This is a genomic window from Curtobacterium sp. 260 (assembly GCF_030803485.1).
In the GTDB taxonomy this organism is placed as follows: Bacteria; Actinomycetota; Actinomycetes; order Actinomycetales; family Microbacteriaceae; genus Curtobacterium.
In genome coordinates this window covers 369,832-395,427 of the sequence record NZ_JAURUY010000003.1, presented here as the reverse complement: position 1 = coordinate 395,427, position 25,596 = coordinate 369,832, and the positions used below count along the sequence as shown (strand labels likewise).

General features: G+C 73.3%; 26 protein-coding genes. 10 read left to right on the top strand and 16 right to left on the bottom strand.

Features of this window, described 5'->3' with window-relative positions; all coding sequences use genetic code 11:
* The coding region (locus J2X59_RS06390) for a DNA-3-methyladenine glycosylase family protein (protein WP_326496094.1) at positions 1–849 on the bottom strand (849 nt) is incomplete at its 3' end.
* A gap of 74 nt (positions 850–923) precedes the next feature.
* Here J2X59_RS06390 and J2X59_RS06385 point away from each other — a divergent pair.
* The 4 genes from J2X59_RS06385 (at position 924) to J2X59_RS06370 (ending at position 4,658) form a co-directional block, all read left to right on the top strand.
* Positions 924–1,952 (top strand): 6-phosphofructokinase, encoded by a 1,029-nt coding sequence (locus tag J2X59_RS06385; RefSeq protein WP_251154335.1) that lies wholly within the window; start codon positions 924–926, stop codon positions 1,950–1,952.
* Positions 1,953–2,077: 125 nt separating this feature from the next.
* The gene (locus J2X59_RS06380) at positions 2,078–3,055 is read left to right on the top strand and encodes an acrylyl-CoA reductase family protein (RefSeq protein ID WP_326496093.1); all 978 of its coding nucleotides are present in this window, start codon (positions 2,078–2,080) and stop codon (positions 3,053–3,055) included.
* Positions 3,056–3,145: 90 nt separating this feature from the next.
* Complete coding sequence (locus J2X59_RS06375) at positions 3,146–3,832, top strand: GntR family transcriptional regulator (protein WP_326496092.1); 687 nt, start codon at positions 3,146–3,148, stop codon at positions 3,830–3,832.
* A 40-nt stretch (positions 3,833–3,872) separates the two neighbouring features.
* Complete coding sequence (locus J2X59_RS06370) at positions 3,873–4,658, top strand: ABC transporter ATP-binding protein (RefSeq protein ID WP_326496091.1); 786 nt, start codon at positions 3,873–3,875, stop codon at positions 4,656–4,658.
* A gap of 119 nt (positions 4,659–4,777) precedes the next feature.
* On the opposite strand, the gene hemL is transcribed toward J2X59_RS06370, so the two are convergent.
* From hemL to hemE, 11 genes are all read right to left on the bottom strand, one after another.
* Positions 4,778–6,142 carry a glutamate-1-semialdehyde 2,1-aminomutase gene (hemL, locus tag J2X59_RS06365; RefSeq protein WP_251154343.1) on the bottom strand — a complete coding sequence of 455 codons (1,365 nt, stop codon included), beginning with the start codon at positions 6,140–6,142 and terminating at the stop codon, positions 4,778–4,780.
* On the bottom strand, positions 6,139–7,194 hold the full coding sequence (gene hemB, locus J2X59_RS06360; RefSeq protein WP_326496090.1) for a porphobilinogen synthase: 1,056 nt from the start codon (positions 7,192–7,194) through the stop codon (positions 6,139–6,141). The genes hemL and hemB overlap by 4 nt, the downstream gene beginning before the upstream one ends.
* Complete coding sequence (locus J2X59_RS06355) at positions 7,191–7,940, bottom strand: uroporphyrinogen-III synthase (RefSeq protein WP_326496102.1); 750 nt, start codon at positions 7,938–7,940, stop codon at positions 7,191–7,193. Before J2X59_RS06355 ends, hemB begins: the two co-directional genes overlap by 4 nt.
* 141 nt (positions 7,941–8,081) lie before the next feature.
* Positions 8,082–9,149, bottom strand: coding sequence for a hydroxymethylbilane synthase (hemC, locus tag J2X59_RS06350; protein ID WP_326496089.1), 1,068 nt, complete (start codon positions 9,147–9,149; stop codon positions 8,082–8,084).
* The gene (locus tag J2X59_RS06345; RefSeq protein WP_326496088.1) at positions 9,146–10,378 is read right to left on the bottom strand and encodes a ferrochelatase; all 1,233 of its coding nucleotides are present in this window, start codon (positions 10,376–10,378) and stop codon (positions 9,146–9,148) included. The genes hemC and J2X59_RS06345 overlap by 4 nt, the downstream gene beginning before the upstream one ends.
* Entirely contained in the window at positions 10,375–11,148 is a 774-nt protein-coding gene (gene hemQ / locus J2X59_RS06340; RefSeq protein ID WP_326496087.1) for a hydrogen peroxide-dependent heme synthase, read from the bottom strand. Before hemQ ends, J2X59_RS06345 begins: the two co-directional genes overlap by 4 nt.
* Positions 11,149–11,220: 72 nt before the next feature.
* Entirely contained in the window at positions 11,221–11,451 is a 231-nt protein-coding gene (locus tag J2X59_RS06335; RefSeq protein WP_326496086.1) for a DUF3618 domain-containing protein, read from the bottom strand.
* A gap of 34 nt (positions 11,452–11,485) precedes the next feature.
* Positions 11,486–11,920 carry a phage holin family protein gene (locus J2X59_RS06330; protein ID WP_326496085.1) on the bottom strand — a complete coding sequence of 145 codons (435 nt, stop codon included), beginning with the start codon at positions 11,918–11,920 and terminating at the stop codon, positions 11,486–11,488.
* A complete protein-coding gene (locus tag J2X59_RS06325) occupies positions 11,917–12,171 on the bottom strand; it encodes a hypothetical protein (protein ID WP_326496084.1) in 255 nt (84 codons plus the stop codon). The genes J2X59_RS06330 and J2X59_RS06325 overlap by 4 nt, the downstream gene beginning before the upstream one ends.
* A 97-nt stretch (positions 12,172–12,268) precedes the next feature.
* Positions 12,269–13,597, bottom strand: a complete 1,329-nt coding sequence (locus tag J2X59_RS06320; protein ID WP_326496083.1) for a protoporphyrinogen/coproporphyrinogen oxidase — start codon at positions 13,595–13,597, stop codon at positions 12,269–12,271.
* Entirely contained in the window at positions 13,594–14,724 is a 1,131-nt protein-coding gene (gene hemE, locus J2X59_RS06315) for a uroporphyrinogen decarboxylase (RefSeq protein ID WP_326496082.1), read from the bottom strand. Before hemE ends, J2X59_RS06320 begins: the two co-directional genes overlap by 4 nt.
* Positions 14,725–14,846: 122 nt before the next feature.
* On the opposite strand from hemE, the gene J2X59_RS06310 reads away from it, so the two are divergent.
* Positions 14,847–16,169, top strand: a complete 1,323-nt coding sequence (locus tag J2X59_RS06310; protein ID WP_326496081.1) for a glutamyl-tRNA reductase — start codon at positions 14,847–14,849, stop codon at positions 16,167–16,169.
* 23 nt (positions 16,170–16,192) lie between these two features.
* Positions 16,193–16,597 carry an NUDIX hydrolase gene (locus J2X59_RS06305; protein WP_326496080.1) on the top strand — a complete coding sequence of 135 codons (405 nt, stop codon included), beginning with the start codon at positions 16,193–16,195 and terminating at the stop codon, positions 16,595–16,597.
* 51 nt (positions 16,598–16,648) lie between these two features.
* On the opposite strand, the gene J2X59_RS06300 is transcribed toward J2X59_RS06305, so the two are convergent.
* Positions 16,649–16,927: a hypothetical protein gene (locus J2X59_RS06300; protein WP_209684668.1), complete on the bottom strand. Its 279-nt coding sequence runs from the start codon at positions 16,925–16,927 to the stop codon at positions 16,649–16,651.
* A 104-nt stretch (positions 16,928–17,031) separates the two neighbouring features.
* Here J2X59_RS06300 and J2X59_RS06295 point away from each other — a divergent pair, with 104 nt between their 5' ends.
* Complete coding sequence (locus tag J2X59_RS06295) at positions 17,032–17,724, top strand: DUF4232 domain-containing protein (RefSeq protein WP_326496079.1); 693 nt, start codon at positions 17,032–17,034, stop codon at positions 17,722–17,724.
* A 57-nt stretch (positions 17,725–17,781) separates the two neighbouring features.
* Here the strand turns inward: J2X59_RS06295 and J2X59_RS06290 are convergent, their stop codons facing one another.
* Positions 17,782–18,801 (bottom strand): serine hydrolase, encoded by a 1,020-nt coding sequence (locus J2X59_RS06290; protein ID WP_326496078.1) that lies wholly within the window; start codon positions 18,799–18,801, stop codon positions 17,782–17,784.
* The gene (locus tag J2X59_RS06285) at positions 18,801–20,765 is read right to left on the bottom strand and encodes a M13 family metallopeptidase (protein WP_326496077.1); all 1,965 of its coding nucleotides are present in this window, start codon (positions 20,763–20,765) and stop codon (positions 18,801–18,803) included. Before J2X59_RS06285 ends, J2X59_RS06290 begins: the two co-directional genes overlap by 1 nt.
* A 70-nt stretch (positions 20,766–20,835) precedes the next feature.
* Here J2X59_RS06285 and J2X59_RS06280 point away from each other — a divergent pair, with 70 nt between their 5' ends.
* On the top strand, positions 20,836–22,173 hold the full coding sequence (locus J2X59_RS06280) for a uracil-xanthine permease family protein (protein WP_326496076.1): 1,338 nt from the start codon (positions 20,836–20,838) through the stop codon (positions 22,171–22,173).
* Positions 22,174–22,276: 103 nt separating this feature from the next.
* On the opposite strand, the gene J2X59_RS06275 is transcribed toward J2X59_RS06280, so the two are convergent.
* Entirely contained in the window at positions 22,277–22,939 is a 663-nt protein-coding gene (locus J2X59_RS06275; protein WP_326496075.1) for a GAP family protein, read from the bottom strand.
* Between the two features lie 61 nt (positions 22,940–23,000).
* Here J2X59_RS06275 and J2X59_RS06270 point away from each other — a divergent pair, with 61 nt between their 5' ends.
* The gene (locus J2X59_RS06270; RefSeq protein WP_326496074.1) at positions 23,001–24,335 is read left to right on the top strand and encodes an MATE family efflux transporter; all 1,335 of its coding nucleotides are present in this window, start codon (positions 23,001–23,003) and stop codon (positions 24,333–24,335) included.
* The gene (locus J2X59_RS06265; protein WP_326496073.1) at positions 24,332–25,576 is read left to right on the top strand and encodes a lipopolysaccharide biosynthesis protein; all 1,245 of its coding nucleotides are present in this window, start codon (positions 24,332–24,334) and stop codon (positions 25,574–25,576) included. The genes J2X59_RS06270 and J2X59_RS06265 overlap by 4 nt, the downstream gene beginning before the upstream one ends.
* Positions 25,577–25,596 lie beyond the last annotated feature (20 nt).

The following is a 25,596-nucleotide window of genomic DNA, read 5'->3' as shown; positions in this document are numbered from 1 at the left end:
CCCGACGAGGGCCGGCACGTGGTAGTCGCCCACGCTCGGTGAGTCCGGGTCCCCGTGCGCCCGCTGCGCCGTCTCGGCAGCGGTCCACTGTCCGATGCCCGGGACGGACTGCAGCCGCTGCGACACGACCGCGCCACCGCGACCGAGCCCCAGCGTCCGCTCGAGCGCGGGCGCGACCTTGACCGCCCGCATCACCGTCGCCGAGCGACCGGGCTCGATGCCCGCCCTGTGCCACTCCCAGCTCGGGATCCGCGCCCACTGCTCGGGGGCCGGCGGGACGAACATCTCCGCGGGCGCCGGACCGGGTGCCGGCTCGCCGAAGCGCCGGAGCAGGTACCGCCACGCGCGCCAGGCCTGTCGCGAGGTCACCTTCTGCTCCATGATCGCCGGCACGAGCATCGCCACGACGGTGTTCGTCCTGAGCAGCCGTAACCCCGGCTGCCGGTGTCGTGCCTCGGCCAGGAAGGCGTGCGCGCTGACGTCGAGGTCGGACCAGTCGTCCCCACGTCCGAGCAGGTCCGGTGCGTGCTCGACCGCCCAGGCGGCACCGGCACCCCACGCGGAGACCGCGACGGCATCGCTGCCCGCACGGCGCACGAGCACCGAGGCAGCCCCCGCCGGCGTGCGCAGCGCGAGCCACGTGTCGGACCCGACCACCTGGAAGGCGGGGTCACCGGAACCGCGCTGCAGGGGCCGGAGGGTCGCGCGGACGTCCACCGCGCCTCCAGGCCGGTACACGGTGTCGACCCGGACCGCCGCAGCGGAGGTCTGGCCGGACCCGGAACCCCGGCCGGACGCACCCGGCCGCCGACCGGACGGACCGGATGCGACGGAGGACGGCAGGGACACACGGGGATGGTAATGCCACACCACCGTCAGACATGATGGGGAGGTCCCCGCAACCCGACGACGTTGGAGTCTCCGTGCGCATCGGCATCCTCACCTCCGGAGGCGACTGCCCCGGCCTCAACGCGGTCATCCGCGCCATCGTGCTCAAGGGCATCGCGATCCACGGCCACGAGTTCGTCGGGTTCCGCGACGGCTGGCGGGGCGTCGTCGACGGGGACATCGTGCCCCTCGGCCGCAAGGACATCCAGGGCATCGCCAAGCAGGGCGGCACCATCCTCGGAACCAGCCGCACGAACCCCTTCGAGGGGCCGAACGGCGGTGTCGAGAACATCACGAAGACCCTCGAACGGCACGGCATCGACGCCATCGTGGCGATCGGCGGCGAGGGCACCCTGGCCGCGGCGAAGCGCCTCACCGACGCCGGCCTGCGGATCGTCGGCGTCCCGAAGACCGTCGACAACGACCTCGGTGCCACCGACTACACGTTCGGCTTCGACACCGCCGTCGCGATCGCGACCGAGGCCATGGACCGCCTCCGCACCACGGGTGAGTCCCACTCGCGCTGCATGGTCGCCGAGGTCATGGGCCGGCACGTGGGCTGGATCGCGCTGCACTCCGGCATGGCCGCGGGCGCGCACGCGATCCTCATTCCCGAGCAGAAGACGAGCATGGAGCAGATCGCGGCGTGGGTGCGTGCCGCCTACGACCGGGGACGGGCGCCGCTCGTGGTCGTCGCCGAGGGCTTCGTGCCGGACCACGAGGACAACGCGCACACGGAGCGCGGCCTCGACGCGTTCGGGCGGCCGCGGCTGGGCGGGATCGGCGAGCGTCTCGCGCCGATGATCGAGGAGATGACGGGCATCGAGACCCGCGCCACGACGCTCGGGCACATCCAGCGCGGTGGGACCCCGACCGCGTACGACCGGGTGCTGTCGACGCGGCTCGGGCTCGCGGCGATCGACTCCGTGGTCGAGGGGCGGTGGGGTCGGATGGTCGCGCTCCAGGGCACGGAGATCGTGCACGTGTCGTTCGAGGACGCCCTGGGCGAGCTCAAGACGGTCCCGCAGGCGCGCTACGACGAGGCCGCCATCATGTTCGGCTGAGCGGCGCGGCGCAGTTCCGCGCGTAGGAGGCCGTTCCTTCCTGCTCACCATGCGCGGATCGTCCTTCCATCCTCCGTGCGATGGGTCGGAACGACGGCCGGGAGGCACGGGGTAGCGTCCGGTCCATGACGCGCGCAGTCCTCGTTTCCCGTTCGACCCCACCCGCGATCACGCAGGTCGACCTCCCCGACCCAACCGAGGGCGAGGCGTGCGTCGACGTCACGTACTCGAGCGTGAACTACAAGGACGGGCTCGCCCTGGCGGGCAACCCCGGCGTCGCCCGGATCGACCCGCTGGTCCCGGGCATCGACGTCGTCGGCACCGTGTCGGCGCTCGGCCCCGGGGTCCACGACGTCGCGATCGGTGACCGCGTGGTGTGCAACGGCGCCGGCCTGGGCGAGACGCGGCACGGCGGGTGGGCGGAGCACGCCGTCGTGCCCAGCGGTTCGCTCGTCGTGCTGCCGGACACGGTCGAGGACTCGTTCGCGGCGGCGATCGGCACCGCCGGCTTCACCGCGATGCTCTCCGTCCTCGCCCTCGAGCGGACGGTCTCCCCCGAGGACGGGTCGGTGCTCGTGACGGGGGCGTCCGGCGGCGTCGGCACGGTGGCGATCGCCCTGCTCGCCGCCCGCGGGTACCGCGTGACCGCCTCGACCGGGCGGCGGGCGAACGAGGCATCACTCCGTGCCCTCGGCGCGTCGGACGTGGTCGACCGCGCGGCGATCGCCGAGCTCGGCAAGCCGATGCAGCGCGCGACCTGGGCCGGCGCCGTGGACAGCGTCGGCGGCGCCACGCTCGCGAACGTCCTCGCCGCGACGAAGTGGGGTGGCGCGGTGACGGCGTGCGGCCTGGCGCAGGACTCCGCCCTGCCGACGTCGGTGATGCCGTTCATCCTGCGCGCGGTCTCGTTGCTCGGCATCAACTCGGTCGAGGCGCCGCTGCCACTGCGACAGCGGGCGTGGGAGCGGCTCGCGACCGACCTCGACCCGGCACTGCTCGCCGACGTCACCCGCACGGTCGACCTCGAGCACGCCGTCGCGGTCGGCGCCGAGGTGGTCGCCGGACGGGTGCACGGCCGGACTGTGGTCGACCTGCGACGCTGATGCGATTCCCTTTCAGGTGATTTTCCGAACGCTTGCCAACTGACACGCTAGGTTTGGCACACAGAACATCCGAACCTGTGAGGAGCAGCCATGCCGGTACCCAAGTCGTCGATGGAGCCGTCCCCCCGGAAGCTCCTGCGCGATGTCGTGCTCGAGAAGATGCTCGCCGCGATCCAGGACGGCACACTGCAGGCCGGTGAACGCCTCAACGACGACGAGCTGGTCGCGTGGCTCGGCGTCAGTCGGACCCCGATCCGCGAGGCCATCGCGAAGCTCGTCGACTTCGGGCTCGTCGAGATGGAGGCGAACCGGTACACCCGCGTCGTGTCCCCGACCCGCGAGCAGTACGACGACGCGTTCCAGCTGCTCTTCGGCTTCGCCGAGCTCGCCGCCCGATGGGCCGTGCCGAACCTCGACGAGACCGCCGTGCAGCAGCTCAGCAAGCTCCTCGACCAGGCCCGCGAGCACGCGAACGCCGAGGACCGTGCCCTGAACGACGACGCCGGCGCGCTCATCGCGTTCCTGGTCGAGCACTCGGGCAACGAGCTGCTCATCAAGACGGCCGAGGGCGTCGTCAACCGCGCGAAGTTCGTCCGCCTCCAGCAGCCGGAGTTCGTCTTCTGGGACGTCGAGCACGGGCTCGAGTCGTTCCGCGCGGCGGCGAAGGCCCGCGACGGCGAGGCCGCCGGTGCCGTCATCCGCGGCATGTCCCGCGCGATGGCCGAGCACATGGCGGAGATCCGCGCCGCGAACGCCGACGCCGACGCGACCGCCTGAGACGGGCTGGCCGGGGTACCCGACCGGGCAGACTGGCCGGGTGACCGACGTCCTGCTCAGAACCGAAGCCCTCCGTGTCACCCGCTCCGGGCGGGACCTGCTGCACGACGTGGCGTTGACCGTCCGCAGCGGCGAGCACTGGGCGCTGCTGGGTCCGAACGGCGCGGGCAAGTCGACCCTGCTCGCCGTCCTCGGCGCGAACGGGCAGCCGACCGCGGGCACCGTCGAGCTGCTCGGGCGTCGGCTCGGCCGCGTCGACGTGCGGGAGCTCCGCGAGCACATCGGGCACGTCGACCCGCGGCACCGCATGCTGTCGCCGCTGACGGTCACCGAGACCGTCCTGACCGGGCTGACCGGCACGACGGACCTCATGATGCGGTGGGAGCCGACGCCGGACCAGCTCGAGACCGCCCGACGGCACGTCGCGGACGTCGGCCTCGCGGCACGGGCCGACGCCCGGTGGCCGGTGCTGTCGCAGGGCGAACGCGGGCGGACCCTCATCGCCCGGGCGTTGATGAGCGAACCGCGCCTGCTGCTGCTCGACGAGCCGGCCACCGGACTCGACGTCGCCGCGCGCGAGCACCTGCTCGAGACGGTCGACGCCCTGCGCCAGCGCCAGCCGGACATCGGCAGCGTGATGGTGACCCACCACCTCGAGGACCTGCCCGCGTCGACCTCGCACGCGATGCTGCTGCGCGACGGCGCCGTGGTGGCCCAGGGCCCGGCCGACGAGGTCGTCACGTCCGAGGCGGTGTCGCACGCCTTCGCCTTCCCGCTGGCCATCGAGCGGACCGCTGGCCGCTGGCAGGCGCGCCGCGCGGAGTAGCCGCACCGCGCCTCCCGTCCGCCACCTGGCCCGCGAAACGCAACGTCGGCGGCACCCCGCAGCGCTGTACTGCTGCGAGGAACCGCCGACGTTGCGTCTTGCGGAAGGGAGCGGGCGCGCTACGCCGTGGCGGCCGCCGCTGCCCGCGCGGCCGCGGGCAGCGCGTCGAGCACGCGACCGACGGCCTCGTCGTCGTGCGCCGCCGTGACGAACCACGCCTCGAACACGCTCGGCGGCAGGGTCACGCCCTGGTCGAGCATGCTGTGGAAGAACGGCGCGTAGCGGAAGGCCTCCTGCGCGCGGACGTCGTCGTAGTTCCGCGGTGCCTGCTCCACGAACGCGAACGAGAACAGGTTGCCGGCGTGCTGCACGGTGTGCGCGACCCCCTCGGCGGACAGCGCGGCGCTCGTGGCGTCGGCGATCGTCGCCGCGGTGCGGTCCAGGTGCGCGTACACGTCGGGCGTCGCGGCCCGGAGCGTGGCGGTGCCGGCCGCGACCGCGAGCGGGTTCCCGGACAGCGTGCCCGCCTGGTAGACCGGCCCGAGCGGGGCGAGGAAGTCCATGACCTCACGACGACCACCCAGCGCGGCGAGGGGCATGCCGCCGCCGATGACCTTGCCGAAGGTGACCAGGTCGGGCTTCCACCCGGTGCCCTCCGGGACGGTGCCGTCGGCCTCGAGGCCCCACCAGCCGGCCGGGCCGACGCGGAAGCCGGTCAGGACCTCGTCGACGATGAGCAGCGCACCCTGCGCCCGCGTGATCTCCGCGAGCGCCCGGTTGAACCCGGGCTCCGGCGCGAGGACGCCCATGTTGGCGGCGGCGGACTCGACGATCACGGCGGCGATGCGCTCGGAGTGCTCGTCGAACGCGGCGCGGACGGCGTCGAGGTCGTTGTACGGCAGCACCAGGGTCTGCGCGGCGGTCTCGGCGGTGATGCCCGCACTGCCCGGGAGCGCGAGCGTCGCGACACCCGATCCGGCCTCGGCCAGCAGCGAGTCCGAGTGCCCGTGGTAGTGCCCGGCGAACTTCACGAGGAGGTCACGGCCGGTGTACCCGCGAGCCAGGCGGATGGCGGTCATCGTCGCCTCGGTGCCGGTCGACACCATGCGGAGCTTCTCGATCGGCCCGTCGCCGTCGACCTGCACGCGCTGCTTCACGAGCTCGGCGAGCTCGGTCTCCCCCGGGGTCGACGCCCCGAAGGACAGGCCGCGGGATGCCGCCTGCTGCACGGCCTCGACCGTGCCGGGGTGCGCGTGCCCGAGGATCGCGGGGCCCCAGGACGCGACGAGGTCGACGTACTGCCGCCCCTCGGCGTCGGTGACGTAGGGGCCGTTCGCCGCGGTCAGGAACCGGGGCGTGCCGCCGACCGAGCCGTACGCGCGGACGGGCGAGTTCACCCCGCCGGGGATGCTGTCCTTCGCGCGGCCGAACAGCTCGTCGTTCGACACCGGAGCGGTGCCGGTGGAAGCGGTGGTGGTGGTCATTCGGGGGCCTTCCCGGTCGAGGCGACGCCGGACACCGCCGCGGTGCTGCCGGACGTGCGCAGGCCGGCCTCCTGGTTGAGCTTCCGTGCGATGTCCACGGCGAAGTACGTCAGGATCGCGTCCGCACCGGCGCGCTTGATGCCGACGAGGGCCTCCATCGCGGCGGCGTCCCGGTCGATCCACCCGTTCTGGGCGGCGGCCGTGATCATCGCGTACTCGCCGGAGATCTGGTACGCCCAGACGGGGACCTCGGAGACGTCGGCGGTGCGGGCGAGGACGTCGAGGTAGCTCATCGCAGGCTTCACCATGACGATGTCGGCGCCCTCCTCGATGTCGAGCAGGACCTCGCGCAGGCCCTGCCGGCCGTCGGCGGCGTCGATCTGGTACGTCCGTCGGTCGCCCTGCAGGGTCGATGCGACGGCCTCGCGGAAGGGACCGTAGAACGCGGACGCGTACTTCGCCGAGTACGCGAGCAGCGCCGTGCCGCTGTGGCCGGCGGTGTCGAGCGCGTCGCGCGCGGCGGCGATCTGGCCGTCCATCATGCCGCTCATGCAGACGAGCTCCGCGCCCGCCTCGGCCTGGGCCACCGCCATGTCGCGGTACCGCAGGAGCGTCGCGTCGTTGTCGACCGAGCCGTCCGCCGCCAGCACGCCGCAGTGGCCGTGGTCGGTGAACTCGTCGAGGCACAGGTCGGACTGCACGACGAGTGCGTCACCGACCTCCTCCTTCGCCACGCGGATCGCGACGTTCAGGATGCCGTCGGGGTCGGTCGCACCGGAGCCCTCGGCGTCCTTCGACGTCGGCACGCCGAACAGGTTCACACCGCCGACGCCCTGCGCCGCGGCCTCGTGCAACGCCCGGCGGAACGAGTCGAGCGAGTGCTGCTGCACGCCCGGCATGCTCGAGATGTCGATCGCATCGGTGGCGCCCTCGCGGATGAACATCGGCAGCACGAGCTCGGCGGGGTGGATCCGCGTCTCGGCGACGAGTCGTCGCATGGCGGGGGTGGCCCGCAGTCGGCGGGGGCGGACCTGGGGGAAGCGTCCGGTCACGATGACCTTCCTGTTCTGGGGTTCGGGTGGAGGGTCTCGACGACGGCGTCGAGCAGGGCTTCGGCGGACCGAGCGGCGGCGACCACGTGCACGGGGAGTCCCGCGGCACGGGCGGCGTCAGCGGTGGACGGTCCGATGCACGCGACGTGCGTGCTCGGGTCGAGCGGGGTCATCCGCGCTGCGACCTGTCGGGCGACGCTCCCGCTCGTCACGAGCACGGCGTCCGGTGGGGGGTCGAGGACGATCGGATCGTGGCCCGTCCCCACGGTACGGTACGCCACCACCTCCGACACGGCGATGCCGCGGGCGCGCAGTGCGTCGACCAGGGTGGTCGCGGCGATCTCGGATCGGGGGAACAGCACGGGTGCGGCGTCCGTCGGCAGGGCCGCGGCGAGCCCGGCGGCGGACTCCTCGTCCGGCACCAGGTCGACCGGCCACCCCGCCTGCCGCGCAGCACGCGCGGTCGCGTCACCGACGCAGGCCACGCGGACGCCGGCCGGGAGGCGCGGCACGCGCCCGGCGACCACGCGCACGGCCGTCGCACTGGTCACGACGAGCCAGGGGGCACCGGAGCAGGCTTCCCCGGGACGCGTGCCGACGGCGGGTGGTGCGTCGTGCCTCCCGGCCGGGGCGTCGACGACGGACGGTCCCGACGCGTGGTCGACGGACGGGGCGAGCGCGGCGTCTGCGAACCGGACGAGCGCCGCGTCGAGATCCGCCGGGTCGGCGGGCGGAGCGTCCGTGATGAGCGGGACGACGACGGGCGCGAGCCCGCGCTCCCGGGCCGCGGCGGCGACCGCGTCCCCCCACGCACCGCCGCGCGGGACGAGGACGACCGGGGGCCGTGCCTCGTCCGCGACGCGAGCGGTGTCGTCCGTGGTGACCGCCTAGGCCGTCGTCGTGGAGGTGTCGTCCGCCGGCTGCTCCGCGGCGGGGGTGGCGAGACCGGGCCCGGCGGAGTGGTCACCCTCGGCAGGGGCACCGGACACCGTCGACGCCAGGTCCGCCAGCTCGGCGGCACCGTTCTCGAGGAGCTCGGCGGCCACGCGACCGGCGACCTCGAGCGCCTCGTCGAGACGGTCCTGCGCAGACCCGTCGAGGTGTGCCGCGTGCGACGCCGTGCGGTACTCGGATCCGTCCGGGCGGTAGACCGTCGCGGACACGAGCAGCAGCTCGGCGTCGACCACGGCCGTGGCCCCGATCGGTGCCGAGCAGCCGGCCTCGAGCTTCGCGAGGACCTCGCGCTCGGCCGTCACCGTGAGGCGCGTCGGGGCGTGGTCGAGCTTGCGGAGCGCAGCGAGCAGGCCCTTGTCGGTCTCGTCCGCCCGGATCTCGACCGCGAGTGCTCCCTGGCCGGGCGCACTCGGCCAGAAGCCGAGGTCGAGGAGCTCCGTCGCCGCGTCGAGCCGATCGATGCGCCCGAGCCCGGCGGCGGCGAGCACCACCGCGTCGAGGTCGTCGTCGACGCGGCCCAGCCGGGTGTCGATGTTGCCGCGGATGTCCACGACGTCGAGGTCGGGACGCTTCGCCCTGAGCTGCGCGACGCGGCGGGGCGACCCCGTGCCGACCTTCGCGCCCTCGGGCAGGGTGTCCACCGTCGCGCCGTTCCGGGCGACCAGGACGTCACGGGCGTCCGCGCGCTTCGGCACCGACGCGATCGTGAGCCCGTCGTACGGAGCCGTGGGCAGGTCCTTCAGCGAGTGCACGAGCACATCGACCTCGCCGGCGACCAGGGCCTCGCGCAGGGCGCTGGCGAACACGCCGGTGCCGCCGAGGCTCGCCAGCGAGGCGCGGTTCGTGTCGCCCTCGCTCGTCACCGTGACGAGCTCGACCGGACGCCCCGCCGCCTTCGCCAGGCGGTCGGCGACGTCCTGCGACTGCGCCACCGCGAGCCGGCTGGCACGGGTGCCGAGCCGGATCGGGGCGGGACCGTCGGCCGCGGGACCGTCCGTCACGGGGCGACCCCGGCGGCCGCCGGCTTGAACCCGGCGCGGACGTTCTCGCAGCAGCCCGGGCGGCAGACGTCGTACCAGGGGCCGATGTCGGTCAGGTGCGGGCGCTCGGCCTTCGGCGTGCCGTTGACGCGCTCGAGCACGAGGTCGACGAGACCGGACACGTAGGCCGGGTCGACGCCGGGCGTCTGCGTGCGGAGCGACCAGAAGCCGAGTTCACCGGCGGTCTCGGTCGCCTCTTCGTCGAGGTCCCACATGACCTCCATGTGGTCGCTCACGAAGCCGAGCGGGACGATGAGCACGGCACGGGTCGGGCCGCCCTTGAGCTCCTCGTTCATGTAGTCGTTGATGTCGGGCTCGAGCCACGGCTGCGTCGGGGGGCCCGACCGCGACTGGTAGACGAGCTTCCACGCCGGCTTCGACGTGCCCTGCAGGTGGGCGAACTCCGGCTGCTCGAGCAGCTCGTTCCACGCCTGGTCGAGGACGACCTCGCCGACGGCCAGGTGCTGCGCCTCGTACGCACCGTGCTCGTCGAAGCCCCGGTAGTCCGGACCGGACTTGGCCGCGTCGGTCGACGGGATCGAGTGCGTCGAGAACAGCACGTGCAGCTCGGTGGCGACGTCGATGCCCTCGTTCTCGGTGATCGCGCGGGCCATGCCGTCGCGGACACCGTCGACGAACGGGCGGACGAAGCCCGGGTGGTCGAAGAACTGCCGGACCTTGTCGATCTGGATCGTGTCGGTCAGCCCGGTCTCGGTCAGCACGCGGGCGTAGTCCTCGCGGTACTGCCGGCAGCTCGAGAACGACGAGTAGGCGCTCGTCGCGATGGCGATGAGCTTGGTGTACCCCTTGTCGGCGGCCTCGGTGAAGGCTTCCTCGAGGTAGGGCGCCCAGTTGCGGTTGCCCCACAGCACGGGCATGTCGATGCCGCGCTTCGCGAGCTCGCCCTCGAGCGCTGCCTTGAGCGCACGGTTCTGCGCGTTGATCGGGCTGACGCCGCCGAAGTGTCGGTAGTGGTGTGCGACCTCCTCGAGACGCTCGTCCGGGATGCCCCGGCCGCGCGTGACGTTGCGGAGGAAGGGGATGACGTCGTCCTGGCCCTCGGGGCCGCCGAAGCCGGCGAGCAGGATCGCGTCGTACGCGGTCGGGACCTCGACGTGCTCGGGGCCGTCCGCCGCGGCGGGGGTCGCGGCGAGGACCTTCCCGTTGGTGATCTGGCTGGTGTCGGTCACGACAGCACCTCCGGCAGTTCGGCGGTCGTCACTCGACGACCGGTGAAGAAGGGGACCTCCTCGCGCACGTGCAGGCGCGCCTCGGTGTAGCGCAGGTCGCGCATGAGGTCGACGAGGTCGACGAGCTCCGGGCTCTCGAGCGGCAGGATCCACTCGTAGTCGCTGAGGGCGAAGGTCGCGATCGTGTTGGTGAGCACGCGGCGGTACTTCGCGCCGGCGATGCCGTGGTCGCGGAGCATCTTCGAGCGCTCCTCCTCCGGCAGGAGGTACCACTCGAAGGACCGGACGAACGGGTACACCGTGATCCAGGCCTCGGGGTCCTTGCCGCGCAGGAACGCCGGGGTGTGGCGCTTGTTGAACTCGGCCTCGCGGTGCATGGCCATCGCGTGCCAGACCGGCTCGGCGTCCTGGAACAACGCCGTGCGACGGAGATCGCGGAGCGCAGCCTGGATCGCCTGCGCGTCGTCGCCGTGCAGCCAGATCATGACGTCGGCGTCGGCCCGGAAGCCGGAGACGTCGTAGAAACCGCGGATCGTCACGCCCTGGCCGGCGGCGCGGGCGACCGCGGCGTCGAGCTCGGCGACGGCGTCGTCACCGACGCGGTGGATCGGCCCGAGCGGACGCCGGAACACGGCCCACAGCGCGTACGCCGTGAGGAGGTTCGGGTCGATCCCGCTCGCCGGGTCGGTCTCGTGCGCCGGGCTGCCGCCGTGCGCGGCGGCGTTGTCGGGGACGTTCTCGTGCGTGGCTGCGTGCACGTCGGAGCTCATGGTTCCTCGTCTTGTCGGTTGCCTGGGTCGTGGCTGCGCGCCGCGTCCGGGAGACCACCGATCAGAGGCGGTCTACCGCCGTCGGAGCACCACTACGACGATACTCCCGACCACCGCCACACCGGCTGCGAGGCCGGCCAGGTACGGCACCGGCTTCTCGTCGATCCCCTGCTTGACCCTGGACGCCGCGATGCCGAGCTGCTTCGGGACGTTGAGCTTGTCCTCGATGGCGTCGAGGGTCTCGAACAGCTGCGTGCGGGTCGCCGCGACGCGGTTCGCCAGGTCGTCGTGCTGATCGGTCACAGGGGTCCTCCGGTGGGGGTGTCGGTCGCCCCGCTCAGGAGCGGGTGATCCGGTCGTGCTGGCCGGGCTTGTTACCCATGCCCTTCACGGCGTTGATGTCGTCCTTGACGCTGTCGATCGTGCGCTTCGGGGTGAGGGGCAGGCCCTTCTTGAAGCGCTTCCAGCCGACGAATCCGAGGATGCCGGCCACGAGGAGCATGACGACGGCGAGCAGCAGGGCTGCGAGCCACGCCGGCATCACGGTCGCGAGGCCCATCACGGCAGCGGTCAGCAGCACGCCGATCGCGTACAGCACGATGACGAGCGCGCCGATGAGGAGCCCGGCGGCGAGGCCGAACACCTTCGCCTTGGCGATCATCTCGGCCTTCAGCAGGTCGATCTCGCCCTTGACGAGGTTCTTGACCAGCTTCGGGATGTCCCCGACCAGACCGAACAACGATCGCGACTTGCGGTCGCGGGTGTCGGTCATGAGGTGGTCGAGTCCTTCTTCTGGCTGACCTTGCGGACGACCTTCTTGGTCTGCTCACCGACGAACTCGGCGACGTCCGGGCCCTTGTCCTGGATGAACTCCTCGGCCCGGTGCACGCCCTTCTGGACGTTGCCGTTGTTCCAGATCTTGCCGCTGACGGTCTTGATCTGCTCGTACCGCGCCCGTCCGGCTCGCGATCCCAGGACGTACCCGAGTGCGGCGCCGGCGACGAACAGGAGCTTGCCTCGCATGTGCGATCCTCCGTTGTTGAGGGTGTGCGGTGGTCATGCGCCGAACGGAATACGTCCGGCGTCGTCAACAGTAGCCCTCGGGTGCTCCTCGGTCCGCTCAGGATCCCAGGATGCGTGCAGCGGACGCGCGGGCGGCGGCGACGATGCCCGCCAGACCACGGCCGGACGAGGTCTCCCCGATGCCGACGACCCCCTCGGCCAAGCCGGCTGCGGTCAGGTCCGGCCCGTGCCAGCGGACGCGGGCGGCGCCCTGCACACGGTCCGCGGTCACGGGGACGCCCAGGAGCGCGGTCGCGTCCCGGACGGCGCGGGTGCCGACGGTGTCCTCCGGGTCGACCGGGAGGCTCGTCCCCACCCCGTCGTCACCGGTCACCGGATCGTGGGGTGCGGTCGCGTAGCTGAGCCGCAGGACGTGGCGGCCCGCGGCCGCCTCGGCCAGCCAGGGCCACTTCACCGTCGCGTGCGTCAGGGCCTTCGCCCCGACCCCGGCGGCCTCCGGGTGCACGAGCATCCCGGTCCCGCGCGGCCCGGCGTCGAGCTCGGGCTGGTCGACGACCAGGGTGACGAGCTCGATGCCGGTGCGGTCGGCCGCCGCGGTCCGGCCCGGGTCGGCCGTCGACGCGAGGACGTGCTGTGCGGGCAGGCGCTCGCGGGTACCGTCCGCTGCCACGGTCTCGACGGCGAAGCGCTCGACCGCGGTGGCGCGGGTGCCCGTCCGGACGTCGACGCGGTAGGTCTCGAGGTCGGCCACGAGCTCGTCCACGAGCCGGGCGATGCCGCCGCGGATGCCCTGCACCGCCGAGCCCGCGGTGGACCGGGAGCGCAGGGCGAGCACGGCGCGGGCGAGGGAGCCCTCGCGCTGCAGGGCCGCACGGAGCCCGGGGGCGACGCGATCGGGGTCGAGCTGGTCGGGGTGCGTCGAGTACACGCCGCCCGCGACCGGGACGACCAGGTCGTCGAGCACGCGCTCCCCCATGCGCTTCCGCACGAGGGCGCCGAGCGACTGCGCCCGGGCACCGACGGGCGACGGCAGCAGCGAGTCCATCTGTGCGCGGAGGCCACCGCCCTGGCCGACCACCGCGAGGACGTCGGCGGCCATCGGGCTGCCCGGGATCCCGAGGAAGCCGGTCTGCGGGATCGGGGCCGTCCGGCCGTCGCGCGTCATCAGCCACGCACCGCGGGGGTCGGGCGACACGACGTCGTTCCCGAGGCCGAGCTCGGCCGCGAGCCGCTCGACGGCGTCGGTGCGGGTCGCGAAGGACTCCGCGCCCATGTCGAGGTCGAGCCCGGCGACGGTGTGCCGGCGGATCATCCCGCCCAGGCGCTCCCCGGCCTCGACGAGCACGACGTGCGCGCCGCCCTCGGCCAGGTCACGGGCGGCGACCAGGCCGGCGACCCCACCGCCGACCACGACGACGTCGGTCACGCCGCGGCTCCGGTCCCGTCGCCCCGGCCGTCGCCCAGCCCGTGGACCAGTTCGACCACGCGGGTGAGCACGGTCGGGTCGGTCTCCGGCGGGACACCGTGGCCCAGGTTGACCACGTGCGCCCGGGCAGCGCCGCCACGGCGGACGACGTCGCGCACGTGGGCCTCGAGCACCTCCCACGGGGCGGCGAGCATCGCGGGGTCGATGTTGCCCTGCACGGTGACGCCGGTGCCGACGCGGCGGACGGCCTCGTCGAGCGGGACACGCCAGTCGACGCCCACGGCATCGACCGCGACGGCGTCCGACGGGTCGCCGAGCGTCGTCATCTCGTGCAGGACCTCGCCGCTGCCGACGCCGAAGTGGATGCGCGGGACACCGAGGTCCGCCACGTGCGACAGCGCCGTCGCCGAGTGCGGGGCCACCGAGGCGACGTAGTCCCGGCGGGAGAGCGAGCCGACCCACGAGTCGAAGAGCTGCGCGGCCGAGGCACCGGCCGTCACCTGCGCACGGAGGAAGGCGCCCGAGACGCCGGCGGCCCAGTCGAGCAGCCGTGCCCAGGTCTCCGGGTCGCTGTGCATGAGCGTGCGCGCGCGGATGTGGTCCTTCGAGGGGCCGCCCTCGACCAGGTAGGCGGCGAGCGTGAACGGTGCACCCGCGAAGCCGATGAGCGGGGTGTCCCCGAGCTCGGCGACGGTGCGCTGCACGGCCTCGGTGATCGGCGCGAGGGCACCCGGGTCGAGCGGGGCGAGCGCGTCCACGTCGGCCGCCGTGCGGATCGGGGACCCGAGCACCGGGCCACGGCCGGGGACGATCTCGACGTCCACGCCCGCGAGCTTGATCGGCACGACGATGTCGCTGAAGAAGATGCCGGCGTCGACCCCGTGCCGACGGACCGGCTGCAGGGTGATCTCGGACGCCAGCGCCGGGTCGAGGCACGCGTCGAGCATCGCGGTGCCGACTCGCAGCTCCCGGTACTCCGGCAGTGATCGGCCGGCCTGCCGCATGAACCACACCGGCAGCGTCTCCGGACGGTCCCCGCGGAGCGCCCGGACGAGCGGTGACCCCGAGGTCCTGCCGGTCACGAGCGGGTGGCTGTCGGGCAGGGCGGCGGGTGCGGCGGAGGTCACCCGTCGATTGTCCCATCCGCGGCCGAGCACGACCCGCCCCGGACACGGGCGCCACCGCACAGTCTGCTGTGCACGCGGAGGGCGAACAGCCGGTGGCCCGAGCGCGAGTTACGATGGAAGACGTGCTCATCTGTCTCACGGCGTCGCACCGCAACGCCAGCTTCGACCTCCTGGAGCGACTGAGCATCGGCGCACCGACCGCCGCGAGCCGTCTGGTGACGGACTCCGACGTGCTCGACGGAGCCGTCGTCCTCGCCACCTGCAACCGCTTCGAGGCCTACCTCGACATCGCGGGCGACGACCGTGACTCCGCCGTGTCGGCCACCGTCGACGCCGTCGCCACAGCCAGCGACCTCGTCCCCGCCGAGGTCCTCGACTCCGTCAGCGTGCTCGGCGGCGGGGACGTCGTGCAGCACCTGTTCGCCGTGTCCAGCGGGCTCGAGTCCGTCGTCGTCGGCGAGACCGAGATCTCCGGCCAGGTCCGCCGGGCACTCGAGGACGCCCGCGCCAACGGCACCACGACGTCCGACCTGGAGCGCCTGTTCCAGGAGGCAGCGCACACCTCCCGCGGCGTCAAGACCCGCACCCGCATCGGTGCCGCCGGCAGGTCGCTCGTCCGTCTCGGGCTCGAGCTCGCCTCGTCGCGGATCACCGACTGGGCCCGGACCCGCGTGCTGCTCGTCGGCACCGGCAGCTACGCGGCCACCACCATCGCCGCGCTGCGTGACCGCGGCGCCGCCAACATCCAGGTCTTCTCGCCGTCCGGCCGCGCGCCCTGGTTCGCCGCGAAGCACGACCTGGTCGCCGCGACCGACCTGCGCCAGGCGATCGGCACGAGCGACGTCGTCATCACCTGCACCTCGAGCGAGGTCCCGGTCGTCGAACCGGCCGACCTCGCCGACGGCCAGCGCCGCATCGTCATCGACCTCGGGCTGCCCCGCAACGTCGACCCCGACGCGGCCCACGTCGAGGGCGTCGAGCTGCTCGACCTCGAGACGATCAGCATCCACGCGCCGATCGCCGAGCTGAACGCCGAGTCCGAGGCGCGTCAGATGGTCGACGACGCCGTGTCGCGCTTCCGTGCGCAGGCGCTCGAGCAGTCGACCACGCCGGCGCTCGTGGCCTTCCGCAAGCACGTCTTCGACATCCTCGACGACGAGATCGACCGCGCGAAGCGTCGCGACGGCGACCCGGAGTCCGTCGAGCAGACCGAACGGGCCCTCCGGCACCTGGTCGGGGTCCTGCTGCACCGCCCCTCGGTGCGTGCGCGTGAGCTCGGTCGCGCCGGTCGCGGCGAGGAGTTCGTCGGGGCGCTCGACGCCCTGTTCGGCGTGCACCCGGAGCCCGAGGCGGAGCTGCCGTCGCCGATCGTGCCGCTCGCGGAGCGCACCGCGCCCGAGTGCCCCGTCTTGACGGACCGCACCGGCGAGGCGGACGCGAGCTGAGCCTCCCGGCAGTCCCCCGCACGTTGCGCGTCAGCGCGCTGCTGCTGGTCCGTGACCGGCAGGTCCTGATGGTGCGTGCCCGCGGACGCGACGTGCTCTACCTGCCCGGCGGCAAGGCGGAGCCGCACGAGACCGACGTCGAAGCTGCGATCCGCGAGGCGCGCGAGGAGACCGGGCTGCACCTGACCGAGGCGGACCTCGAGCCGTTCGGCACGGTGACCGAGGCCGCGCACGGCCAGGGCGAGGGGACGATGGTCGCCATGGCCCTGTTCCGGGTCCGGCCGGGAGGCACCGCCGATGCCGCCTCGCCCGTCGCCTCCGCAGAGGTGGACGAGGTGGAGTGGGTCACCGCGGCGGACGCGGACCGGTGCCCGCCGGCGGGCGTCGAGACGCTCCGCCGGCTGGTCGCCGCCGATCTGGTCGACTGAGCTCCTGTCGCCTGAGGATCCGGTCAGCTCCGACCGGTGCCCCTCGGCGCCTCACTCGTCCTTGTCGACGTAGTGCCCGGCCTCGCCGTCCGGCGTGGGCTCGGCCTCGCCGGGGATGTCCGACTCGACGTACTCACCCTCGTCCGCGCCGCCCGCGCCCTGGGGCCGCGTCTCGCCGGGGATGTCGCTGGAGACGAACTCTCCCGCGGGCTCGTGCGACTCGACGTGCTGCTCGCCCGGGATCTCGCTGTCGGTGAAGGCGCCGGCGCGGGTGTCGACGCCGTCCGCCCGACCGTCCTCGCCGCGTGCCTGCTCGTGCTTGCCTGCCATGTTCCGACCTCCGTCGCTCGTGTTCCTGGCTGTGACGCGAGTGTGCCCGTGACGACTGGACGCTCACCGAGTCCCGAGGACCGCGGCGGGTGTTGCGTCGAGGCATGCACCGCAGCACACGTTCCGCCATCGTCCTCGCGAGCACCGGGGTCGTGCTCGCGCTCGCGCTCTCCGGCTGTTCGTCGGGCGGCCCGGGCCCGGCGCCGACGGCGACCCAGACCGTGACCGCGTCGGCCGGGGGCTCGTCGCCCTCCGCCGCGACCTCGGCTCCGTCCTCGTCGTCGGCGGCGTCCTCGTCGTCGGCGTCGTCCTCGTCGTCGGGCGGCTCGGCGGGTGGCGGGTCCGGCGGGGACGGTGGCCGGTGCACCACCGCGTCGCTCGCGGGCAGCGTCGAGTCCGGCAGCGGTGGGGCCGCCGGCAGCACGTACGTGCACCTCGCGCTCCGCAACACCGGCTCCACGACCTGCACGCTGCAGGGGTGGCCCGGGGTCTCCTTCGTCGGCGGCGGCTCGGGTGAGCAGATCGGCGCCCCGGCCACCCGTGACGAGGCATCGGCGCACCCGACCGTGACGCTGGCGCCCGGCGCGGTGGCCGTCGCACCGCTGAAGATCACCCAGGCGGAGAACTACCCGACGGCGACGTGCGACCCGGTGTCCGCGGACGGGTTCCGCGTGTACCCGCCCGGGTCGACCGAGTCACTGTTCGTGCGGGACTCCGGCATCACGGCGTGCCGGTCCACCGACGCGGGGCTGCTCAACGTGCAGGGCCTGGTGCCCGAGGGGCAGGCGGCCGACTGAGCCGTCGCGCCCGCCGGCGCCCGTCTGCGCCCGCCCGTCCGTGCTCGTCCGTGCTGGTCAGCGGCGGGCGGGGGTGTGCACGGCCTCGAGCACCTCGGTGCCCATCGTCCGCAGGGCCTCGACGACCGCGAGCCGCCGCTGCAGTGTGGCGTCGTCGAAGGTCACCGTGACCGCGTAGCTCACCGACGATCCGGGTCCCCGGAGGATGCCGGCCTCGGCGCGGACCCCGGTCGACGAGCCGGTCACGACGACGGCCTGCAACCCGTGGTCCAGCGCACGGTGCGCCAGGGGGTCGAGGCCGAACGAGGCCGCCACGAGCGTGGTGTCGCTGGCCAGGCTCAGCCAGCCGAGCACCCGGTTCGACACCGCCTCGTCGACGACCTCGCCGAGGGCCAGGCCGCGCATCAGCCAGGCGAGCTCGCCTGCCGGCGCCACGGAGGCGTCGGGGGCGTCGTCGGGACCGCGCCGGTCCCGCACGCGGTCGATGAGTGCCGTGCGGTCGATGCCGAGCGCCTCGGCCCGCTGCCGCACCGCGTCGATGCCGACGGTCGACAGCAGTGCGTTCATCGCCCACGCGTCCGCCGTCGCCCCGACCAGGGTCGCCAGGTCCGGCACCTGCATCGTCGGTTCCTGCAGGAACTGCCACAACCCGGCACCGGTGGCGGTGTCCCGTGCCATCCGCTGGAGCCGGTCGCCGTGCAGCCGGCCGTCCTCGAGCTGCGCCGCGACCTCGATGAGCAGGAGCACGCGACCGAGGCTCGCGACCGGCTGCACCAGGGTGTCGTCGACGGCGAGCAGGGCCTTGCCGGTCGACGTGTCGATGATCGACGCGCTGACGGCGGCACCGTCACGGGCGACCGAACCGAGGGCGTCGACCGTCGCGCCGAACCGCTCGTCGGCCCCGCCGCGGTGGCGTCCGCACGCACGAGCGCCGTTCCCGCCGCCGACCTGGTGTCGGCGGCGGGGACGGCGGGCGGCACCGGTGTCGGCACCCGGCGTCTCGCCCGGCGCAGCGCTGGGCGTCCCGCTGTGGTCAGCGCTCGGCTCGGACGACGGAGCCGCGTCCGGCTCGGTCATCACCAGATCGCGACGCGCTCGGCCGGGTCGAGGTACATCGTGTCCGACTCGGTGACACCGAAGGCCTCGTAGAAGCCGTCGATGTTCCGCACGATCTGGTTGCAGCGGAACTCGTTCGGCGAGTGCGGGTCGATGCTCAGCAGACGCGCTGCCTCCTCCGGACGGATCGCCATCCGCCAGGCCTGTGCCCAGCTGAGGAAGAAGCGCTCGGCGCCGGACAGCCCGTCCACGACCGGGGGCTCCTGGCCGTCGAGGGACAGCAGGTACGCCTTCCACGCGATCGACAGCCCGCCGAGGTCACCGATGTTCTCGCCGATGGTCAGCGCGCCGTTGACGTGCCCGTCCGGCACCTCGGTCGGCACGAGCGCGTCGTACTGGGCGATGAGGGCCTTCGTGCGCTCCTCGAACGCCGTGCGGTCGGCCTCGGTCCACCAGTTCTGCAGTCGGCCGTCACCGTCGTACTGCGAGCCCTGGTCGTCGAAGCCGTGTCCGATCTCGTGCCCGATGACGGCACCGATCGCGCCGTAGTTCGCGGCGGCGTCGCGCGACGCCTCGAAGAACGGGAACTGCAGGATCGCCGCCGGGAAGACGATCTCGTTGAACCCCGGGTTGTAGTACGCGTTGATCGTCTGCGGGGTCATGAACCACTCGTCGCGGTCGATCGGCTTCCCGATCTTGCCCAGCTCGCGGTCGACCGCGAAGCTCGCGACGGCCCGGACGTTGCCGATCAGGTCGTCGGGGCTGACCGACAGGGCCGAGTAGTCGCGCCACGTCACCGGGTAGCCGATCTTCGGCGTGAACTTGTCGAGCTTGTCGAGGGCACGGGCGCGGGTCTCGTCGGTCATCCAGTCGAGCGCGGTGATGCTCTGCCGGTACGCCTCGACCAGGTTGGCGACGAGGTCGTCCATCTCGGCCTTGGACGTCTCGTCGAAGTGCTCCTGCACGTAGATGCGACCGACGGCCTCGCCCATCGCGCCCTCGACCAGCGAGACGCCGCGCTTCCAGCGCTCGCGCTGCTTCGGCGCACCGGTGAGCGCCGTGCCGTAGAACGAGAAGTTCGTGGCGGACATCGCGCTCGTCAGGTACGCCGCGGAGCCGCGGATGACCTGCCAGCGCAGCCAGTCCTTCCACGCGTCCAGCGGCTGGGAGCGCAGGAGCTCGGCCAGGCCGGAGATGAACGACGGCTCGCGCACGACCACGGTCTCGAAGGCGCCGGCCGGGGCACCGATCGCCTGCCACCACAGGTGCAGGTCGGCGCCGTTCGCGAGCGCGGCGACCTCGTCCCAGGTCATCTTGTTGTAGGTCTTCTGGCTGTCGCGGGTCGTCACGTTGTCCCAGTGCGCCGCGGCGAGCGCCGTCTCCAGCGCGATGACGGCCTCGGTGCTCTGCCCGGCGTCGGCGAAGCCCGCGAGCGGGAACATCGACGCGACGAACTCGCGGTACTTCGACCGGATGTCGGCGAAGCGCTCCTCACGGTAGTACGACTCGTCGGGCAGGCCCAGGCCGGACTGCTCGAGGAAGACGACGTACGACTCCGGGTCACCCGGGTCGTTGTCGACGAAGAGCTGGACGAAGCCGGGCAGGCCCAGGCGCTCGAAGCGTCCGACCATCGCGATGACGTCGTCGGTGGTCTCGACGGCGTCGATCTCGCCGAGCAGCGGGTCGATCGGTCCGGTGCCGAGGGCCTCGAGTCGCTCCTCGTCGGTGAAGGACGTGTACAGGTCACCGACCTTGCGCTCCTCGGTGCCGGGTGCGGCCTGCTGGGAGCGCTCGACGATCTCACGCACGGCGACCTCGGCGTCCTCGGCGAGCACGGTGAACGAGCCGTACCGCGCCTTGTCGTCGGGGATCGGCGTCTGCGCGATCCACGTCCCGTTCACGTGCCGGTAGAGGTCGTCCTGCGGGCGGACGGCCGGGTCGAGCTCGTCGGTGTGGATCCCTGAGGTGCGTGCGACGTCGGTCATGCGCTCCACGATAGCCACCGGGTCCGCGTCGGGACGGAGCCAGCAGCCGCGCAGCCGCTACGGTGCTGCCATGGGACTCGGCTGGAAGCTGCACGGTGACGGCGCGACCGTCTCCTCCTCGACCATCGTGGCGCCGGACGAGCGCCTCTCCTGGGGTCGCACCATCGGGCTCGGCGTCCAGCACGTCGTCGCGATGTTCGGTGCCACCTTCCTCGTGCCGCTCATCACGGGCTTCCCGCCCTCGACGACCCTGCTCTTCAGCGGCGTCGGCACGATCCTCTTCCTGTTGATCACCGGCAACCGGCTGCCGAGCTACCTCGGCTCGTCGTTCGCCTTCCTCGCGCCGATCGGCGCCGCGACGAAGATCGGCGGCATCCCGCTCGCGCTGTCCGGGATCATCGTGGTCGGCGTGCTGCTCGCCCTGGTCGGCGCGATCGTGCACCTCGCCGGGGCCGGGTGGATCGACCGCCTGATGCCCCCGGTGGTGTCGGGAGCGATCGTCGCCCTGATCGGCTTCAACCTCGCGCCGGCCGCCCGCGACAACTTCGCGAAGGCCCCGGTCGTCGCGCTGGTCACCCTCGCGGCGATCATCCTGGTCACGGTGCTGTTCAAGGGACTGCTCGGTCGCCTGTCCATCGTCATCGGCGTCCTCGTCGGCTACGTCGCCGCCCTGCTCTCCGGCCAGGTCGACCTGTCGACGGTCAGCGCGGCCCCGTGGATCGGCCTGCCGACCTTCACCGCCCCGGCCTTCGACCCGGGCCAGCTCGCGATCTACCTCGGCTTCGTGCCGGTCGTGCTCGCCCTGGTCGCCGAGAACGTCGGTCACGTCAAGGGCGTCGGACAGCTCACCGGCCGTGACCTCACCCCGCTGACGGGTCGCGCGCTCTTCGCCGACGGCGTCTCGACCGTGCTCGCCGGTGCCGGCGGCGGTTCCGCCACCACGACCTACGGCGAGAACATCGGCGTGATGGCCGCGACCCGCGTCTTCTCGACGGCCGCGTACTGGGTCGCCGCGATCGTCGCGATCCTGCTGGGGCTGTCGCCGAAGGTCGGCATGGTCATCTCCTCGGTGCCGGCCGGGGTGCTCGGCGGTGCGACCACCGCCCTGTACGGCCTGATCGGCGTCATCGGCATCCGCATCTGGGTCGAGAACCGCGTCGACTTCGCCAAGCCGAAGAACCAGCTGACCGCCGGCATCGCGCTGATCATGGGCATCGCCGACTTCACGTTCTCGTTCGGCGGCGCGACCTTCGGCGGCATCATCGTCGGCACGGTCGCCGCGATCGTCGTCTACCACCTCATGGACCTGGTCGGGCGGGCCCGCGGCACGGACCCGGCGACGCCCCGGGCGTCGGACGAGGCGCGCGCCGCCACCGGGGCGATCCCGGCAGAGCCGCGCGCGGACTGACGGCGGGACCACCGGACGGGAGGCCCGTGGCGACCCCGCCACGGGCCTCCCGTCCGTTCCGTCCCCGGTCCGGTCCTGCGCGCACCCGCCCTGTCGGCCAGCGTCAGCGGAGACCGACCACGCCGACGGTGAGCTGGACCACCGCCAGGACGGCGAGCACCGCGACCAGTCCGACGGATCCCCACCGGGCGATGCCCGCGCGCATCGCGGCGAGCGGACGGCGAGCGCGACGACCGGCCGCGAGCACGAGGACCACGGGCAGCACCGTCGTCGACGCGGCGACCACGACGAAGGCTGCGCCGGCGAGCAGTGCCTCGCCGAGGTCGGGCTCGGCGCCCCCGAACGCGAGCCCCGCGGTCAGGGCGAGCACGACCGCCTTCGGGTTGCAGAACAGCAGCATCCCGAGCCCGAAGCCGTGCACCGGACCGACCCGCTCGACCACGTCCGCCCAGCGGGTGCTCGACGGGGAGCCGTCCGGCAGCCGGCGGACCGTCCACTGCCAGACCGCGAGCGCGGCGAGCACCACCCCGGCGACCACGGCGACGATCGCCTGGACGGACGAGCCACCGGCCGTCTGCACGGGGAGCCGCTCCCCCACCGCGACCGCCAGGACGAGCGCCGCGGCGACGGCCACGGTCCAGCCGGCGGCGCAGGCGACGGCGGGGGCGGAACCGCGACGGTGCCCGAGCAGGACGACCACGGACGCGACGGGCAGCGGGCTCAGGGCGATGCCGACGGCGCCGGGCGCGAGCGCGAGGAGGTCCACGCGCGCAGCGTACCGACGGCGGGACGGACCGGTGCTGCTCCGACTCCGGCAGGATGGTCCGGTGCCACGACCGACCTCGCCCGCCGCGACGACCGAGCGTCGGTCGGTCGACCGGGACATCGTCCGGCTCGCGCTGCCGGCACTCGGCGCGCTCGTCGTCGAGCCGCTCTTCCTGCTGACCGACACGGCGCTCGTCGGACACCTCGGGGCGACGGCGCTGGCTGCCGTGGGCCTCGCGAGCGTCGTGCTGCAGACGGTGACCGGACTGCTCGTCTTCCTGGCGTACTCGACGACCCCCGCGGTGGCCCGGGCGCTGGGCGGCGGCGACCGTCGCGGAGCGGTGCACGCCGGCATCGACGGCATGTGGCTCGCGCTCGGGCTCGGTGTCGTGCTCGCACTCGTCGGCTGGCCGCTCGCCGGACCGCTCGTCGAGCTGTTCGGCGCCTCGGCGGAGGTCTCGACCGCGGCGACCGCGTACCTGACGGTGTCGCTGATCGGGCTCCCCGGGATCCTGGTCGTGACGGCCTCGACCGGACTGCTGCGGGGCCTGCAGGACACGCGGACACCCCTCGTCGTGGCGACGATCGGCTTCGTGGCGAACGGGCTGCTCAACGCCGTGCTCATCTACGGTGCGGGCTGGGGCGTCGAGGGGTCTGCCGCGGGCACCGTGATCGTGCAGTGGGCGATGGCCGCCGTGTACGTCGTGATCGCCGTGCGTGCGGCCCGGGCATCGGGTGCACCGCTGCGACCGGGGGCGTCCGGCGTCGTGCGGGCGCTCCGGTCCGGGGCATGGCTGTTCCTGCGCACGGCGTCGTTGCGCGTGGCGATGCTCGCGACCGTGGCGACCGCCTCGGGCCTGGGCACGACCGGCCTGGCGACGACCCAGGTCGGTCTCACGGTGTTCTCGACCCTGGCCTTCGCACTCGACGCCCTGGCGATCGCCGGACAGGCGCTCGTCGGCCACGGGCTCGGCGCGCGCGATCCGGCCCGGGTGCGGCTGGTCACGCGCCGGCTCGTGCTGCTCGGCATCGTCGGCGGGACACTGCTCGGGGTTCTGACCCTCGCGGTGAGCGGACTGCTCGGACCGGTCTTCTCCGACTCCGCCGCGGTGCGCTCGGCCCTGCCGCTCGTGCTCGTCCTCATCGCCGTCGGGATGCCCGTCGCCGGCTACGTGTTCGTGCTCGACGGCGTGCTCATCGGTGCCGGGGACGCGCGCTACCTCGCCGTCGCCGGGCTCGTGAACCTGGTCGTGTACCTGCCGCTGCTCTGGTGGGTCGGCGGGACGCTCGCCGGGCTCTGGGCGGCCTTCGCGCTCGGCTACATCGGCGTCCGGGCGGTGACCCTCGGGGTGCGGGCGCACCGTCGGGGCTGGGTCGAACAGGCGCTGGCGCGGTGAGCGGGCACACGCGCGGGCGCGCGCACGGGCACGGGCGCGTCGCGTCGTCGGCGCTGCTCGCCACCGTCGGCATCGGCGTGCAGGGGCTCGCGAAGCTGCTCGTCACCGTCGTCGTCGGCCGGGTGTTCGGCACCGAGACCCTCGGGCAGACCACCGCCCTGCTCTCCCTGTCGGTCTTCACCGCGCTGCTCTGGCCGAACGCCGCGGGGAACACCGCGTCGAGGGTGCTGGCGATCGCTCTGCGCGGACGTCGCTCGGACACCGCGGTGAACCGGCTGCTCGGGGCCTCGATGGCGGTGTCGAGCGCCGTGCTCGCCGCCGTGACCGTGCCGGTCGCGCTCGCCTGGGGAGCGAGCCCGGGCATGGTCGTCGGCGGGGTCGGGGTCGTCGTCGGGTACGGCCTGTACTGCTACGCCCGCGGAGCGCAACTCGGGTACGACCGTGCGCCACGCGTCGCACTGTGGGACACGGTCACGAGCCTGCTCGCCCTCGGCCTGCTCGTCGCGGCGTGCGTCACCCGCCTCGAGCCGCTCGTGCTGCTGCCCCTGGCGATCGGCTACACCGTGTTCGCGATCGCCTGCTGGCCGCGGGGGAACCGCGCCGTCGGCGCACCGGAACCGACCGCGGGGGTGCTCGCCTTCGCGGCCTGGAACGTGCTCGCGGTCGTGACCTCGAACGGGCTGCTGCAGCTGACGATGATCTCGGCGCAGGTCTCCGTCTCGGCGCACGAGGCCGGTGTCTACGCGGCGGCGTTCACCCTGGCGACCCCGGCGTCGATGGTCGGCCAGGCGCTGGGCCAGGTCCTCGTGCCCGCGTTCGCCCACCGCTCGGACGGCGGGTCGCTGCGCTCACGCGGGGTGCTCCTGCTCGTCGGGGGCTTCACCGGCGGGACCGCCGTGGTGTTCGGGCTCGTGGCGTGGCTCGCCGGGTGGTTCCTGCCGCTCGTCTACCCCGCCGAGGGGGCCGAGGCCGTGTCGGACCTGCGGTACCTGATGGTCGGCGTGTGGGTGTTCACCGTCGGGCTCGTGCCCGCGGCACTGCTGCTCGCGTCCGGGCGGTCGCGGCAGGTGGCACTGGCGTCGGTCGCCGGGTTCGTCGTCGGGGTGGTGCTCATGGCGGTGCTCGCTCCGACGTGGGGCGTGGCCGGGGGCAGCACGGGGTTCCTGGTCGGGAGCGCGGTGAACCTCGTCGCCGTGGTCGTGCTCGGGCTGCGCGGGCCGCGGGTGGGAGGAGTGCGATAGATTGTTATGAAAGACGTCTT

What these genes read in the sequence shown, in the direction of transcription:
- J2X59_RS06330 (WP_326496085.1), bottom strand. Translation starts at nt 11,920, where the DNA reads ATGACCGACACCCGCGACCGCAAGTCGCGATCGTTGTTCGGTCTGGTC.
- J2X59_RS06375 (WP_326496092.1), top strand. Translation starts at nt 3,146, where the DNA reads ATGCCGGTACCCAAGTCGTCGATGGAGCCGTCCCCCCGGAAGCTCCTG.
- J2X59_RS06280 (WP_326496076.1), top strand. Translation starts at nt 20,836, where the DNA reads ATGGGACTCGGCTGGAAGCTGCACGGTGACGGCGCGACCGTCTCCTCC.
- J2X59_RS06300 (WP_209684668.1), bottom strand. Translation starts at nt 16,927, where the DNA reads ATGGCAGGCAAGCACGAGCAGGCACGCGGCGAGGACGGTCGGGCGGAC.
- J2X59_RS06295 (WP_326496079.1), top strand. Translation starts at nt 17,032, where the DNA reads ATGCACCGCAGCACACGTTCCGCCATCGTCCTCGCGAGCACCGGGGTC.
- J2X59_RS06285 (WP_326496077.1), bottom strand. Translation starts at nt 20,765, where the DNA reads ATGACCGACGTCGCACGCACCTCAGGGATCCACACCGACGAGCTCGAC.
- J2X59_RS06380 (WP_326496093.1), top strand. Translation starts at nt 2,078, where the DNA reads ATGACGCGCGCAGTCCTCGTTTCCCGTTCGACCCCACCCGCGATCACG.
- J2X59_RS06290 (WP_326496078.1), bottom strand. Translation starts at nt 18,801, where the DNA reads ATGACCGAGCCGGACGCGGCTCCGTCGTCCGAGCCGAGCGCTGACCAC.
- hemQ (WP_326496087.1), bottom strand. Translation starts at nt 11,148, where the DNA reads ATGAGCTCCGACGTGCACGCAGCCACGCACGAGAACGTCCCCGACAAC.
- hemL (WP_251154343.1), bottom strand. Translation starts at nt 6,142, where the DNA reads ATGACCACCACCACCGCTTCCACCGGCACCGCTCCGGTGTCGAACGAC.
- J2X59_RS06325 (WP_326496084.1), bottom strand. Translation starts at nt 12,171, where the DNA reads ATGCGAGGCAAGCTCCTGTTCGTCGCCGGCGCCGCACTCGGGTACGTC.